Source organism: Rhizobium sp. Pop5 (genome assembly GCF_024721175.1).
Classification (GTDB): Bacteria; Pseudomonadota; Alphaproteobacteria; order Rhizobiales; family Rhizobiaceae; genus Rhizobium.
The window spans coordinates 2,315,480-2,330,408 of the sequence record NZ_CP099399.1 but is presented as its reverse complement, the minus strand read 5'-3'; the positions used below and the strand labels follow the sequence as shown (position 1 = coordinate 2,330,408).

12 protein-coding genes are annotated in these 14,929 nt (G+C 61.0%); 7 read left to right on the top strand and 5 right to left on the bottom strand.

The window, feature by feature from the left end; translation table 11 throughout:
- Positions 1-20: 20 nt before the first annotated feature.
- From NE852_RS13820 to NE852_RS13800, 5 genes are all read left to right on the top strand, one after another.
- A complete protein-coding gene (locus tag NE852_RS13820; protein ID WP_008533732.1) occupies positions 21-905 on the top strand; it encodes a carbohydrate ABC transporter permease in 885 nt (294 codons plus the stop codon).
- Positions 905-1,756 carry a carbohydrate ABC transporter permease gene (locus NE852_RS13815; RefSeq protein WP_008533733.1) on the top strand — a complete coding sequence of 284 codons (852 nt, stop codon included), beginning with the start codon at positions 905-907 and terminating at the stop codon, positions 1,754-1,756. The genes NE852_RS13820 and NE852_RS13815 overlap by 1 nt, the downstream gene beginning before the upstream one ends.
- Before the next feature lie 37 nt (positions 1,757-1,793).
- Positions 1,794-2,939: an ABC transporter ATP-binding protein gene (locus tag NE852_RS13810; RefSeq protein WP_258155699.1), complete on the top strand. Its 1,146-nt coding sequence runs from the start codon at positions 1,794-1,796 to the stop codon at positions 2,937-2,939.
- Between the two features lie 16 nt (positions 2,940-2,955).
- Entirely contained in the window at positions 2,956-5,088 is a 2,133-nt protein-coding gene (locus NE852_RS13805) for a beta-galactosidase (protein WP_258155697.1), read from the top strand.
- A gap of 431 nt (positions 5,089-5,519) precedes the next feature.
- Positions 5,520-5,960, top strand: a complete 441-nt coding sequence (locus tag NE852_RS13800) for a hypothetical protein (RefSeq protein WP_008533741.1) — start codon at positions 5,520-5,522, stop codon at positions 5,958-5,960.
- Positions 5,961-6,219: 259 nt separating this feature from the next.
- Here the strand turns inward: NE852_RS13800 and NE852_RS13795 are convergent, their stop codons facing one another.
- The 3 genes from NE852_RS13795 to NE852_RS13785 all read right to left on the bottom strand — a co-directional run bounded on the left by NE852_RS13795 (position 6,220) and on the right by NE852_RS13785 (position 9,851).
- The gene (locus tag NE852_RS13795) at positions 6,220-6,849 is read right to left on the bottom strand and encodes a hypothetical protein (RefSeq protein ID WP_008533742.1); all 630 of its coding nucleotides are present in this window, start codon (positions 6,847-6,849) and stop codon (positions 6,220-6,222) included.
- 90 nt (positions 6,850-6,939) lie between these two features.
- On the bottom strand, positions 6,940-7,722 hold the full coding sequence (locus tag NE852_RS13790) for a hypothetical protein (protein WP_205621986.1): 783 nt from the start codon (positions 7,720-7,722) through the stop codon (positions 6,940-6,942).
- Complete coding sequence (locus NE852_RS13785; RefSeq protein WP_205621987.1) at positions 7,719-9,851, bottom strand: class I SAM-dependent DNA methyltransferase; 2,133 nt, start codon at positions 9,849-9,851, stop codon at positions 7,719-7,721. The genes NE852_RS13790 and NE852_RS13785 overlap by 4 nt, the downstream gene beginning before the upstream one ends.
- Before the next feature lie 437 nt (positions 9,852-10,288).
- On the opposite strand from NE852_RS13785, the gene NE852_RS13780 reads away from it, so the two are divergent.
- On the top strand, positions 10,289-10,819 hold the full coding sequence (locus NE852_RS13780) for a dihydrofolate reductase family protein (protein ID WP_008533743.1): 531 nt from the start codon (positions 10,289-10,291) through the stop codon (positions 10,817-10,819).
- Positions 10,820-10,957: 138 nt separating this feature from the next.
- Here NE852_RS13780 and NE852_RS13775 read toward each other — a convergent pair whose 3' ends face one another.
- Positions 10,958-11,560: a hypothetical protein gene (locus NE852_RS13775; protein ID WP_008533744.1), complete on the bottom strand. Its 603-nt coding sequence runs from the start codon at positions 11,558-11,560 to the stop codon at positions 10,958-10,960.
- Between the two features lie 244 nt (positions 11,561-11,804).
- Here NE852_RS13775 and NE852_RS13770 point away from each other — a divergent pair, with 244 nt between their 5' ends.
- Complete coding sequence (locus NE852_RS13770) at positions 11,805-12,335, top strand: dihydrofolate reductase family protein (protein WP_008533748.1); 531 nt, start codon at positions 11,805-11,807, stop codon at positions 12,333-12,335.
- 586 nt (positions 12,336-12,921) lie between these two features.
- Here NE852_RS13770 and NE852_RS13765 read toward each other — a convergent pair.
- Positions 12,922-14,712, bottom strand: a complete 1,791-nt coding sequence (locus NE852_RS13765; protein ID WP_258155694.1) for an ABC transporter ATP-binding protein — start codon at positions 14,710-14,712, stop codon at positions 12,922-12,924.
- Positions 14,713-14,929: the final 217 nt, after the last annotated feature.

Below are 14,929 nucleotides of genomic sequence, written 5' to 3'. Positions count from 1 at the left end.
GTCACGACGAGGTTCTCGACATGCAGACTTTATGGCGCCGCCAGCGCTGGTGGCTTACCCCGGTTTTGCTCATCGCGCCGGCGATCCTGCTGTTCTTCACCGTCATCCTGCTGTCGGCGGTCAGGAGCGTCTGGATCAGCTTTCACGAGTGGGACGGTTTCGGGCCGATGGTGTGGGTCGGGCTCGGCAATTACGTCGAGCTCTACAACGATCCGCAATTCTACGTGTCGCTGAAGAACAATCTGATCTGGCTCGTGATGTTCATGGCCGCACCGCCGATCGGGCTTGCGATCGCGCTGCTGGTCAACCAGAAAATCGCGGGCATGCGCTTCCTGAAGTCGCTGTTCTTCATTCCGCTGGTGCTCGCCTCGGTTACCGTCGGCGTGGTCTTCACCTGGGTCTATACGCCTGAGTTCGGGCTGCTGGCGCTGATCTTCCGGGCATTCGGGGCGGTGGCGCCGGCCGTGCTATCAGACGAGCATTTCGTCACTTTCGCCATCGTCATCGCAGCCCTCTGGCCGCAGATCACCTTCTGCATGGTGCTTTATCTCGCCGGCCTCAATAACTTAAGCGAAGAGCTGATCGGGGCTGGCCGGGTCGACGGGGCGCGGGGCTGGAACATGCTGCGCCATATCGTGCTGCCGCAGCTGACGCAGGTCACCTTCATCGCCATTGCGGTCACCGTCGTTGGCGCGCTGCGCTCCTTCGACATGATCTCGGTCATGACATCGGGCGGGCCGTTCGGCTCCTCCTCGGTGCTCGCCTACCAGATGTACGAGCAGTCGATCTTTTCCTACCGCTTCGGCTACGGCGCGGCGATCGCCTCGGTGCTCTTCGTGATCATGGCCGTCTTCATCGCCTGGTATCTCACCCACATCATCCGCAGCGAAGAGAGGGGAGGCTGATGTATCCCAGACCCATTCCCGAAACCGCGATCTGGCAGCGCAGGTTCTATGTGCTCGCCGTCGTCATCGTGCTCCTGCTCTGGCTCTGCCCGCTGTTTGCGATCGTCCTCACCTCCTTCCGCTCGACTGAAGATGTGATGGGCGGCAATCTCTGGGGCTGGCCGACCGAAATCGGTCTGATCGACAATTACAGGGCCGTCTTCACCGACACGCCGATGGCGCGTTACTTCCTCAACAGCCTGATCATCACCATCCCCTCGGTGATCGGCGTGCTTGTTCTCTCCACGCTCGCCGGCTACGTGCTGTCGCGCTACCGCTTTCGCGGCAACATGCTGATCTTCGCGCTCTTCGTCGGCGGCAATTTCCTGCCGCACCAGATCATGATGATCCCGGTGCGCGACCTGATGGTGCGCCTCGACCTGATCGACACGACGGCGGCGCTGATCATCTTCCACGTCGCCTTCCAGACGGGATTTGCCACCCTCTTCATGCGCAATTTCATCGCCGCCCTGCCGGACGAGCTGTTCCAGGCGGCGCGCGCCGAAGGCGCGTCGCCCTTCCAGACGCTCATCCATGTGGCGATCCCGCTGGTGCGCCCGGCGCTGGCCGCCCTTGCCATCCTGATCTTCACCTTCGTCTGGAACGATTATTTCTGGGCCGTGGTGCTGACCGTCAGCGACAGCGTCAAGCCCGTCACGGCTGGTCTTGCCAATCTGCGCGGCGAGTGGGTCTCGGCCTGGAACCTGATTTCGGCAGGCACGATCATCGTCGCGGTGCCGCCGGTCGTGATGTTCTTCCTGATGCAGCGGCATTTCATCGCCGGCCTCACCATGGGCGCGGTGAAGGGATGAGCAAGCGTCTTCCGTTTCAACAAGAGAGGGCCAGGATATGACCAGTCTCGAACTCCGTGAGATCAACAAGAATTACGGCGCCTATCATGCGCTGCGCGGCATCGATCTTTCCGTGGCGCAAGGCGAGTTCATCGTCATGGTCGGTCCGTCAGGCTGCGGCAAGTCCACGCTGCTGAAGTCCATTGCCGGGCTGGAGACGATCTCGTCGGGCCAGATCGTGATCAACGGCCGGGATGTGACGCGGCGGGAGCCGGGTGAGCGCGGCATCGCCATGGTCTTCCAGTCCTACGCGCTCTATCCGCATATGACGGTGGCCGAAAATATGGGCTTCGGCCTCAGGATGGCCAAGCGCCCGAAGGCCGAGATCGATGCGGCGGTCGCCCGCGCCGCCAAGATCCTGCGCATCACAGACCAGCTCGACAAGCGGCCGAAGCAGCTTTCCGGCGGCCAGCGCCAGCGCGTGGCGATCGGCCGGGCGATCACCCGCTCGCCCGAGGTTTTCCTGTTCGACGAGCCGCTGTCGAACCTCGATGCGGCGCTGCGCACGCAGATGCGCGTGGAACTCAGCAGCCTGCATGCCGAGCTCGGCGCCACCATGGTCTATGTCACCCACGACCAGGTGGAGGCGATGACCATGGCAAGCCGCATCGTCGTGCTCAACCAGGGCATCATCGAGCAGGTCGGCTCGCCGCTGGAGCTCTACCGCAACCCCGACAATCTCTTCGTCGCCGGCTTCCTCGGCGCGCCGCGGATGAATTTCCTCGGCGTCACCCTCGATGCCGTCAACGGCCGCAGCCTCACGGTTTCGGCCCCCGGCCTTGCGCCGCTGACGGTGGAGCTTGCGCAGCCGACGACGCTCCCGAAAGGCACGGGCCTGACGCTCGGCGTGCGGCCGGAGGCGATCTCCATGGTTGCCGAGGGCAGCGGGGAAGGGGCCGTGCATGGCGAGGTGCGCCTCGTCGAGCATCTCGGCCGCGAGACCATCCTCTATGTCGATGCCGGCAATCTCCGCACCATCGCTTCGGAAAGCGGCACCGGCAACATCACCTCGCAGCTGAGCTACGTCGCGCCCTTTGCCGCCGGGCAGAAGGTGGCGCTGAAGCTCGAGACGAGCGAACTCTATCTCTTTTCCCCAGACGGCGGCCGCACGATCAGCGCCCGCAAGACCATTCTCGACAGATAATCACAGGAAGAACCCCGTGTCCGACAAGACCCTCTCCGTATGGAACCCCGTCAAAACAGACCGCTTTCTGGTCGGTGCGCCGCATTATCCCGAGCATGTCGATGAAAGCTATTGGGAGCGCGATGCCGAGCGCATGGCGAAAGCCGGCTTCAACGTGGTGCGCATGGCCGAGTTCGCCTGGCACATTCTGGAACCCAAGCTCGGCACCTACAATTTCGATCTCTTCGACCGCGCCATATCAATGCTCGGCCGCCACGGCATCGATACGATCATGTGCACGCCGACGGCCACCCCGCCGCGCTGGCTGACTGCTGCCCACCCTGAAATTTTAAGGGTCGACGGCAAGGGCCGGCCGATGAGCCACGGCTCGCGCCAGCATTGCGATACGGCAAGCCCGGTCTTCCGCGAGCACAGCAAGCGCATCACCAAGGCGATGGCCGAGCACTATCGCGACAATCCTTTCGTTGTCGGCTGGCAGACCGACAACGAGCTGAACACCAGCATGCCGGAGAGCTTCTCGAAGGCGACGCTCAGCGAATTCCAGCTGTTCCTTGCCGATAAATATCGTGAGATTGCCGAGCTCAACCGCGCCTGGGGCGGCGATTTCTGGGCGACGGCCTATGACAGCTTCGATCAGGTGGTGTTGCCGATCGAGTTCGGCCCGACCTTTCCGAGCCCCGGCCATGTGCAGGATTACCACCGCTTCCTCGCCTTCTCCACCGCGCGCTTCCAGCACGACCAGGTGGAGATTCTCAGGGAGGTGAAATCCTCCTGGTTCGTCTTCCACAATCTCGGGGGCCTCCGGGATATCGATTTCCGCGGCCAGTTCAGCAAGGATCTCGATTTCGTCGGTTACGACATTTATCCCTTGCTCTATGACGAGTTCCAGCGGCTCGGCAACCACGCCAAGGTGCAGGCGCTGCATCTCGATATCTGCCGCGGCTTCTCCGGCAATTACATCGTGCCCGAGCAGCAATCGGGCTTCGGCAGCCAGCCGGGCTTCTGCACGCTGACGCCGGAGCCGGGCGAACTGCGCCGCATGGCGCTCTCCTCGGTCGCGCACGGCGCCGACGGGCTGATGTTCTTCCGCTGGCGGCCGGCCCATTTCGGCGCCGAGATCTACTGGATGGGCATCATCGACCATGACGATATCGGCCGCCACCGCTATGAGGAGGCGATGCGCTTTGCGACCGAGATGACGGCGCTTCAGCCGAAGATCCTCGGCACCTATGTGCGCATGGATGTCGGCATCGCCGGCTCGGATTTCGACAATCAGGAAGCCCACAAGACCTATCCGATCGGCCTGCCGAGCCCGCAGGACGATGCGATCCTCGTGCACCAGCACTGCTATGACAAGGGCATTGCCTGCGGCTTCATCCACCCCGAGGACGATCTTTCCAGGCTGAAGCTCTTCTATGTGCCCCACTGGGTGATGTGGAAGGACGAATGGACCGCAAAACTCGAAGCCTTTGCGGCCTCCGGCGGCACCGTCGTCATCGGCGCGCGCACCGGCACCCGCAACGAGGATAACCACGTCATCCGCGAGACCGCGCCGGGCACGGCACTCTCGAAGCTGACCGGCGTGCGCGTCGAGGATTTCGGCCGCTTGGCCGCACCCGGCGCCAACGGCCTCTTCGACGTGATGGAACGCTCCGGCGGACTGGTGATCCCGCCGAGCAAACCGGCCGAATCCCACCACCGCCAGCGCCGCTTCAAGATCGGCAACCGCGAACTGACCGCCGGCCACTTCTACGAAAACCTCACCGTCGAGCCCGACGTCGAAGTGATCGCCGCCTGGTCCAACCGCTACGCCGAAGGCCAGCCGATGGCGACCTCCCGCAAGCTCGGCAAGGGCCAGGTGGTCTATCTCGGGGCGTATCTTACGCCGGAGCTGACGGAAGCGCTGACGGAACGGCTGTTCGCGCCGGCGGGCATCGAGCCGCTGGTGGGCGGGCTGCCGGCGGGCGTGGAGGTGACGATGCGGATGAACGACGAGCGGCGGCTGCTGTTTGTGCAGAATTATACGGATCAGGCTGCGACCGTCGGCGGCGTGCCGGCCGGGCGGGATCTGCTGGATGATGGGAAGCCGGTCGCGGGGAGGCTGGAGCTTGCGGGGTATGGGTGTGCGATTGTGGAGTTGGAGGGGTGAGGGGACACGCTAAGGGTTGATAATGTAGGCTGTGCCGTGTGGCCCCCTCATCCGACCCTTCGGGCCACCTTCTCCCCGCTGGGGAGAAGAGGGAGCAAGCCTTGCGCCTCGCCAATCCTCATGCTTCTTGAGGAGCGATAAGGACGAAACATCGCGGCATTCCCCTTCTCCCCAGCGGGGAGAAGGTGGCGGCAGCCGGTTGAGGGGGCCGCACGGCACGCCGCTGCTTATTCCCCTCCACCCACAGTCGGGAATCAGTACAAGGCCGACGCAAATTCACGTGCCATTGATAAAGGCACGTGGCGGCCTTCTCCCGGCCGGATTCTGGCCACCTGCCGGGAACCAATGACGGGCAAGACAGTTTCAGCTGTGACTTGACGCTGACGTGCCCTCCTGGCTGGGTAAGCCTCGATTTTGAGGAGATTCGCATCATGAAGATTTCGTCCAGATTTCGTTCAGTCGCGGTTGCGCTTATCGCAGCAGCGGGAGTGAGCTTTGCCGGCTCTGCGTATGCCGACAGCGGTACGATCAGCTTCTCGGTCTACAAGGCTGCCTTCTTTGTGGGTGGTTCTGGAGGCGAGGGCACGCTGACCTTCCATGGTCGCCATTATCCCATCTCTATCGGCGGCATCTCGGGCGGCCTCGCCTTCGGGGCTTCCAAGACCAATTTTCATGGTACCGTTCGCCATATTCGCCGGGCTCGAGATGTGAGCGGGGTCTACGGTGCGGCGGGTGGTGGTGGCGCGGTCGGCAAAGGGGCCCAGATGATCGTCATGACCAATGAGAAGGGCGCCGAACTCGAACTCTCAGGCAAGCAGGTAGGCCTGCAGGTCAACGCCGATATCAGCGGTATGGCCATCACGGTAAAGTAAAGGCCGTCGTCCCTGCAGTCGGCCCACCAGGCTGAATACGAAGGTCGACCTTCGGCGCTACCATCTAGGAAGGGGCCGTTCCACCGACGGCCCCGAGGCAGTCTTATACGTTTCCCAACGCATACGCTCCGACACTGCTTTTCGCTCGTTCCAGGCAAGCACGGGCTAACTTAAAGCCGGGCACTCCCGGCTGACGGCGGAATGTCCATATTGCGTCAATCCCGGCCGCGTCCCTCTTGAACCTGTGCCCCGGGCGTACTTACATTTCGATCCAGAGATGACTCATAGCGATATCGTTGAGACCGTCGGCGCGGGCGTGGTTGGAATTGAGGATCGCGTGGCGTCCGCCCTTGTCATGATGCTCAAGTTCGAGGCGATCGTTCGCGCTCCATAACGGCTCGGCTGATGTCGACAACTCATCAACCCACTTGTCGAGTTCCTGTTGCCAATGTGGAATATCCTGATCCTGGACATATCCGATCATCGCCGCAAATGCATGATTGGCGGCATGCGCGCCGCTCTTGAAACGCTGGACGCCCCCGGTCGAACTGCTGCCACTGAAAAGATACTCGCGTGGATCGCGCTTTGTGGCGGCAGGGGTGGGGAGGCGCTTGCACTCGATCGGCAGGAATATATCGTAGGGTGAATAATGGCGGTCGCCAATCCAAATCGAGCATCCGCTCGGCTTTGCAGTGATGTCTAGATTACGCCCGCCCTTGCTGTCGTCGCGGGTCTCGCGCTGGAACTTGAAGGCGTCGAACCCTGGTGAATTTCGCGCGGCGTCGTTGAGGAAGTCGCAGAGCTGGTCGGAGAGAGCATCCTCGGCTGTCTCCGACCTGCGGAGTTCATCGTCTCGCCAGAATGGCAGTGCGGCCGCGATAAAGGCCACGAGTTTTCGAAATTGGGTCGAGGGCAGGTGGAGTCCTACTCTCAGTCCCTGTCTTACCGGCCCCTCCTCCCCCCGGTCCGCCAGCATAAGCTAGTACCCTTGCGCACGAAGATCAGCGAGCACCTCGTCGGCGTCGCGCAAAGCGATTGACCGCATCCAGAAGCGGAGCCTGTCTGGTTTGATCAGGAAAAGAAGATTATCGTCGTAGATTCGGGCAATCCGGGTCACCGAGATTGTTTCGCTGCGTTGCTCCCTGATGAGTACGTCGAGCCGGCTGCGCAGTTTATCACTTTCCGCCCAGTCGATTTCGGTCGGGCCAAACGAATAAGGCTGGCAGATGATCCCGGGCCAGGAGTGGTATGGATGAGCAATCAGTGGGTTGTCGCCGTAAAAGCGATTGATCGAAGCGAGGAGCGTCTCGTTGAATTGGGGCATCACATTATGCCCGGTGCTTTTCAGCGCGAAAGATTTATCGCCCATCCGGATGAGTTCGCGCTGAAACTTCACGATATCCTGAACGAGAATGGATTCGCTGGCGCTCAGTGCGAGATCTCCCGTCTCTGGAAACGGAAGGTCGAGAATGTCGCCAGTGCTCGTCACAGTTGCCTTCTTATTATACAGCCGGAAGCTGGTTGCGGCGACATAGGCCGATAGCGCATCTCGATTGGCCGACAGAAACTCCGCGACTTGGTGCAGCGACTTCGCGCTCCTTTCAGCCCCCGAGAAGCCAACGATCTCATCCGCGAAGGTCATATAACCGTCGGTCCACACCCCGTGGTCGAGATCCTGGTGCTTCCGGATGAGGAGGAGCGGCGATTGAAATGCCTGCTCGGACTTCACGTCCGAGATCGGAACCTGCGGCGCGTCCGTCACTTTGCTTCTGTCGATCCCGAACGGGCCGATTGCGCCTGGGGCACCATTTTCTTGCCCCAGATGTGGTCGAGCGAATGCCTATGAGCCTTGTTGCCACGAATGAAGCCTTGGCCGAATATCCAACCTTTCTCATTTGCGAACACGCCCAGCGTCCGCATCTTTGTCAACCGCTGGACGAAGGCGGCGACGCGCTGGCTCCCGAGAAGCCCAGAGCGCCACGTGCGATGATCGGCCAAATCCGGGGTCCTGGAGAGCCAGTGCATATCGTAATAATCAATGTCGAAACTCTGCTCCGCATCCGCCTTGCCGCTGCGACGGAATATGGCGTGCAGGACCTTCCGCGTGGGGTCGGGTTCGCCCGCTGAGGCGACGACGACGATGATTTTCGTGTCCGCGTCGCCCTTGGAGAACAATCCTCGAACCGACACGAAATCGAGAATCTCGCGAACATTCCACTTCTCGAAAAGATGCCTGCGTATCGCTTCGGGGTTCAGGTTGTAGAGGAACCCGGCCGGTTGGATCATACTGATGACCCCGCGCTCCGCGAGGAGGCTCTTCGCATAAACGAGGAATAGGTAAGCAAGCTGGTCATCAGGCAGCTTGCTACCCAGTTCTGTTTTGAACGCGGCGGCGGCGCGCAGAGCTGCCGGCGTCGAAAGCTTGGACTTGAATGGCGGATTACCGACTATCACGCCAACATTTCTCGTAATCACCCCCCGCTCGATTGCCTCGAAGAAGCAACTGAGATGCAAAGTCTTGCCCTCGAGCTCGGGGAACAATTGGACGCTTTTGCGGATATGTTCGGGTTCAAGCGCTTCGCACAGCGCAAGGCAGAGACTGAAAGCGGCGAGCTTGATCGCGCCGGGCTCCAGATCGACGCCATGAACGCGAGCGAGCAACGCCTTCAAATCTGCGGTCTTGGGCCTTTTCCATCCGTTTCGCATCCGCCAGTGAAGAACGAGGCGCTTATAAGCCTCCACTAGGTAGACTGCCGAACCGCACGCCGGATCGAGAATGATCTCGTCGCGTTCGACCAGCGAATCTAAACGCTCCCAGCTCAAGGCCTCGTCAAGCATCAGGCGGACAAGCGCCGGCGGCGTGTAGATCGAGCTATCCTTGTCCTCGACGAACAACTGATAAATGTTGCTGATCAGTTCTACTGGCAGGTCACGGAATGAGTAGAGCCGCCAGAAACTTCCTTGGCCATGCGCATCCAGTTGCCCTTCGATGAGGTCGGCGAAGGCTCCAAGCTGCGTGCTTTCGACAAGTTCCGCGCGGAGATCGTCGTCGAGTTCGAACACATGGCCGTTGAAGCGCTTTTCGAGGGCGGCCAGCAGCTTGACCAGGGCCGGACCGCTACGCATCACTTGGGCGAAGGTCGTGGCTCCGGGCTGGAACTGCGCGAAATAGTCGGTCTCGAGCGCGTTGCGCTCGTCGAGGTACGCGATCAGCAGCGACAAGATCAGCAGCCGACGCTGCAAGCTTTCGCTGAGTAGCGCATCCGCTCTAATCTTCTTGTAGAGACCGAAGATATTGCCAACGAGGTGCCGATGCGCCGACGCCGTGTCCGACAGCAGGTGCTCGCAGACGGTAGGGTCGTCCCATAAGGTGCCATTGCGCAGGCGGCCGAAATCCCACCATGCGGCCGTGGCGCTTTCAGCGTTCGCGATGTTGGCGGCGACGGTTAGCGTATCATAGGCGCGATACTTGGGAATCTCTGTGTTCTGGTCGAAGTCTGCCTTGCTGGCGCAGCGGAACAGCTCCACTTTCCCGGGTGTCTTACGATAGAGCAGGGGAACGCCGCCCCAACTCCACAGCCTCTTGTGCAGGAGAGCGAATTTATCGCTCGCGCCGGGATGATCGCTGACGTAGATGAAAGCCTGAGCCACCTGCGACCGGTTGTTCCGACTAGCCTCGAAAAAGACCGAATGCGCCCCGTAACTCTCCGCCTTCTCCATCATCTCATATTGTTCGGGCGGAAGATCGAGCGCGCGGAAACCTTTCACCAGAACCAGCCCATCGATGCTGCTTTTGGTGTCCTCGTAGGAAAGCTCAATCAGCCAGTTTATAGGGTTTTCGGCCCTCACCGTAAATATCTCCGTCTCGGCAGAATCCTGAATTCCTGCCATTCCCCGGACGTCCATTTGCTCCGTCAGTCCAATGACATATGTACTGAGTCAGTGCAACCAGGCGTATTTTCCTCGCCAGCTCCCGAAAAATGCGAGGCTGTCTTTGCGGCGCTTAATGTGCAGCGCCGTAAGGTCCTTACCTCTAACGAAGATTGGGTTGTCCCATCCAACGACCAAGCTAATGTGGGCTTTCGTAGGTATTGAGCTCAGAGCTGCTTGTCCGCCTTCGGCCCCAAAGCCGTCCCTCGCTGGACATCACGGCATTAGTCTTCACCACATCCCCGCGGCCAAGATGGCTTATGGCAGGCGGGCGGCGAATATTCTGGCGGGCGTGCTCTCCCGAGCCGGCGCCCAATAAAACCAGTTGTTCTCCCTCATGACTGCTTGCATAATGCAATCAGACTCCCACGCATACTCCATCGAGGAAGGAAGCTGACATGGCCAAGCTTATCTTCGGAATGAACCAGTCCCTGGACGGTTATGTCGATCATATGGCGTTTGCGCCGGGGCCGGGGCTCTTCCGCCACTTCATCGAGGAGACCGAGCGGCAGGCGGGCAGTGTCTATGGCCGCAAGATGTATGAGGTCATGCGCTATTGGGACGAGGAGCATCCCGAATGGTGCGCGGAGGAACGGGCCTTTGCGGCGGCGTGGCGGAAGCAGCCGAAATGGGTCGTCTCGCGCACGCTGACATCGGTCGGCCCCAACGCCACGCTCGTTGAAGGTGATCTTGGCGGCGCAATCCGCGTGTTGAAGGCCGAGCGCGGCGGCGAGATCGAAGTTGCCGGCCCGCAGCTGGCGCAGGGCCTGACTGATCTTGGCCTGATCGATGAGTATCGGATCTACCTGCACCCGGTGGTGGTGGGTCATGGCAAACCATTCTTCGCCGGCCCGCGAACGCGGCTGCGCCTGACATCAAGCGAGCCGATGGGCGAGGATGTGATCAGGCTGACTTGCGTTCCGGCTTGATTTCGCGCCGCCGGCGGCCCGGGTCGGCAAGGGAACGGACAAGGCGGCTTATGCCGAGGATCGGCTGCCCTATCGACCGGTTGCAGATGCTTGGGGCACAAGCCCGAGCATGACGAAAGGGGTGTCAGCCATGATCGATCAGTTGCCCCAGCCGATTTGGAACCGGTCAAATCGAACCTCGTTCAACGGCCGGTTGGAGGCGCTCAGCCTTACCGAACGAAGAACGAGATGAAGTTCGGGGGAATAGTATTGTTCGAAAATAATCGGAGGCAATTCCGTCAGTTTCAGACGGCTGTTGATGGCCCAGACTTTGTAGGAACAAGATGCAATCGTTTCCTCTCCCAAGCCGTCGAACCTCATAAAAGTCGTGCCTGAATCGGATTTTTTGCCATTGATGAAAAGCGTGGTGTCGGATTGCCAGTTCTTCTTCTCCGGTAGATCGTCCAACGCGATCGCATTCGCGTATTTCAGCTCATGCGTCCCGCTGGCACTCACTCTCTTTTCGACGAGCAAGGGGTGCAGATAGACGGCCGACACCGGCTGCAGCGAACCGTCGCGCTCCATCAGCCGTTGTTCGGTGAGACGCGAGCCGTCGGGCTTGTAGAATACGGAATAGAAAGGCGCTTCTCTGGTCAGCAGCACGCCCTGTCTGGTCTCGTTGGCGGTCAGGCAATTGCCAAAGGCCGGCACCGCCAATGTTATCCCAACCAGCAGCGACAGGCTTCTCAGCAAGATCGACATACCAGATACCCCTCATCCAAGTCCGCTACCTCGGTGAAATTGCTCCATCCTGGTCAAGCCGTCCCATCTACTCCGCCGTCTTCAGCCAGATCATGAACCGGCAGATACGTATTCTTCTTCAATAATCCGCCCAGGCATGCGCACTCTAAAAATCAATCGTGACATAAAACCGGTTGATCTCGTCCATAACTGATTGCATGATGCAATCAGACTCTCCGAATATGCCATCGAGAAGGAAGCTGACATGGCCAAGCTCGTCTTCGGAATGAACCAGTCGCTGGACGGTTACGTCGATCATATGGCGTTCGCGCCGGGCCCTGCGCTCTTCCGCCACTTCATCGAGGAGGTTGATCGCTCTGCGGGCAGTGTGTACGGCCGCAAGATGTATGAGGTCATGCGTTACTGGGACGACGAACATCCCGAATGGAGTGCGGACGAACAGGCCTTCGCGGCGGCGTGGCGGAAACTGCCGAAATGGGTCGTCTCGCGCACGCTGAAGTCTGTCGGCCCCAACGCCACGCTTATCGAAGGTGATCTCGAGGGCGCGATCCGCGCCTTGAAGGCCGGGCGCGACGGGGGGATCGGAGTTGCCGGCCCGAAGCTCGCGCAAAGCCTGACCGAACTTGGCCTGATCGACGAGTATCAGATCTACCTGCACCCGGTCGTGGTGGGGCAGGGCACGCCGTTCTTCGCCGGCCCGCGATCGCGGCTGCGCCTGACGGCCACGGACCGGATGGACGAGGACGTGATCAGGTTGACTTACGTTCCGGCTTGATTTCGCGCCGCGCTGGGGCATGTCGGCAACGCCCGTGGAGAGTTATTTATCGGGAGCATTCCCACGCTCCCTCGTTCCTGTGCTCGTCACAGGAATGAGGGAGTTTGGAGAGCTTGCCCGTTCCCCTTGGGCCTCGTGCCCGATGAGCGCCAGGGCATCAGCCCTGGCGCCGAACCTCGTCGTTTACCCCGACGTCATCCTCGGCACGAGGCCGTTGCTATCCAGTTCGCGCCGATGGCTGCCTCTCACCTTCTCCGCCGATGCACAGCTGTCGGCAATGCCAGCAGAAAATTTAGAAGGAACGTTTCTCCAAGCTCCCTCATTCCTGTGCTTGTCACAGGAAGCCAGCCACGGCGCGTCCGCGCCGTGAATGAAGCAAGAGAGCCTTTCGCGCCCAAGGACTTGGGCGCACTGGATTCCTGTGACGAGCACAGGAATGAGGGAGCAAGCAGTCGCCTTGTCCGTTCCCTTTCGGCCTCGCGAGGATGAGAGAGGAATAGAGCGAAATCCGGTGAAGGACGCTACTCTGATGGTGCATGGGATGTAATCAAGCTGACGCCAGGGCATCAGCCCTGGCGTTTCTGTTCTAGGCCACCAGACCCTTGGTCAGTTCCAGCGCCTGGCGTTCGAACAGCCGGCGATAGATGCCGTCATGCAGCCGGATCAGCGCCTGGTGGTCGCCTTCTTCGACGATCTTGCCCTTGTCGAAGACGAGCAGCCGGTCCAGTGCGCGGACCGTGGACAGGCGATGGGCGATGACGAGCGTGGTGCGGCCGACCATCAGGCGTTCCATCGCCTGCTGGATCTGCACTTCGCTCTCGCTGTCGAGGCTCGAGGTCGCCTCGTCCAGGATCAGCACCGGCGTATCGGCGAGAAAGGCGCGGGCGATGGCGACGCGCTGGCGCTCGCCGCCCGAGAGCTTGACGCCGCGTTCGCCCACAAGCGTCTCATAGCCCTTGGGAAGGGCCATGATGAAGTCGTGGGCGCTCGCCTGTTTCGCCGCCTGCTCGATCTCGCGCCGCGTGGCGTTCGGCCTGCCATAGGCGATGTTTTCTGCCAGCGTGCGGTGGAACAGGATCGGCTCCTGCTGCACGATGGCGATCTGGCTGCGCAGGCTTGCCTGCCTGACCCGCGCGATATCCTGACCGTCGATGCGGATGGCGCCCGCGTTCACGTCATAGAGGCGCTGGATGAGCTTGACGAAGGTCGTCTTGCCCGATCCCGAATGCCCCACCAGCCCGACGCGCTGCCCCGGCTTGATGATGACCGAGAAGTCGTCATAGAGCGGGGTGGGATGCGCGCCATACTGGAAGGTGACGCGATCGAAGACGATCTCGCCGCTCTCGACCTTGATCGGCGTGGCGTTCGGCCTGTCGTCGACGCCGAGTGGCGTTTTGTCGAGCAGCACTAGTTCCTCCATGTCGTTGACGGCCCGCTGCAGATTGCGGATGTCCTGGCCGACATCGCGCAGATGGCCCTGCAGGACGAAGAACATCGCCAGCACGAAGGTGATGTCACCAGGCGTCGCCAGCCCCTGCCGCCACATGATGAGGCCCGTTCCCAGGATGCCCGCCTGCATGGAGACCATCAGGAAGCCCTGGAGCGTGCCGCTCAGGTTGCCGCGCTTCCATGTCCGCCGCGTGCGGCTGTCCCATCTGGCGAGCACGTGGCTGAGCCGCTTTTCCTCGCGGTTTTCGGCGCCGAAGGCCTTGACCACGGAGTTGCAGCTGATGGCGTCGGCGAGCGCGCCGCCGAGCTTGGTGTCCCAGGCATTGGCAAGCCTTGCCGCCGGCGACACGAAGCCGGTGGAAAGCCCCACGGTCACGCCGATATAGATCAGCGATCCAGCACTCACGATCAGGCCCATGACCGGCCAGTAGCTGCCGAGCACGATGCTGGCGCCGACCAGCATGACGATGGAGGGCAAGAGCGCGACCAGCAGCAGGTCGTTCAGCGAATCCAGCGCCCACATGCCGCGGGTGATCTTGCGCACCGTCGAGCCGGCAAAGCTGTTGGCGTGCCAGTCTGTGGAGAAACGCTGCACCTTGTGGAAGCCGTTATTGACCACATCCGCCATGGTGCGCAGCGTCAGCTTGACGATGCCGTTGAAGATGAACCAGCGCAGCGCGACGCTGGTGAGGCCCAGAGCCACGACGATGACGAAGGCGCTGAGCGCGCCATCGGCCGCATTGCCGCCGGCGATGGCATCGACGATCCGGCCGGAAAATACCGGCACCATGACCTCGGCCAGCGTGCTTGCGATCACCAGCACGATGATGCCACCCACCAGCAAAGGCCGATGGGTCCAATGATGGAAAACAAAGCCGAGCACGTGACGATAGGCATCGGCGCGGAAATCGAGCTTCTTGCGAGTCATTTTAATCGCCCGGCGCCATGCGGCGACCGGTCCTCAAAATAGAGAGTTAAAAGACACGGCCCGCGCGGGAGACACAGTGATCCCGTCAGATCAATCGGGCCATGAGGAGGAAAAACCGCATATCGCGCCCGTGGCGGGCCGCGAATGGAAATGACCTAGTGTAGGTTCATTCCCCATGGGAAGGTTTCGATGTTTGCTGGTCGCATGCAACGCCTCC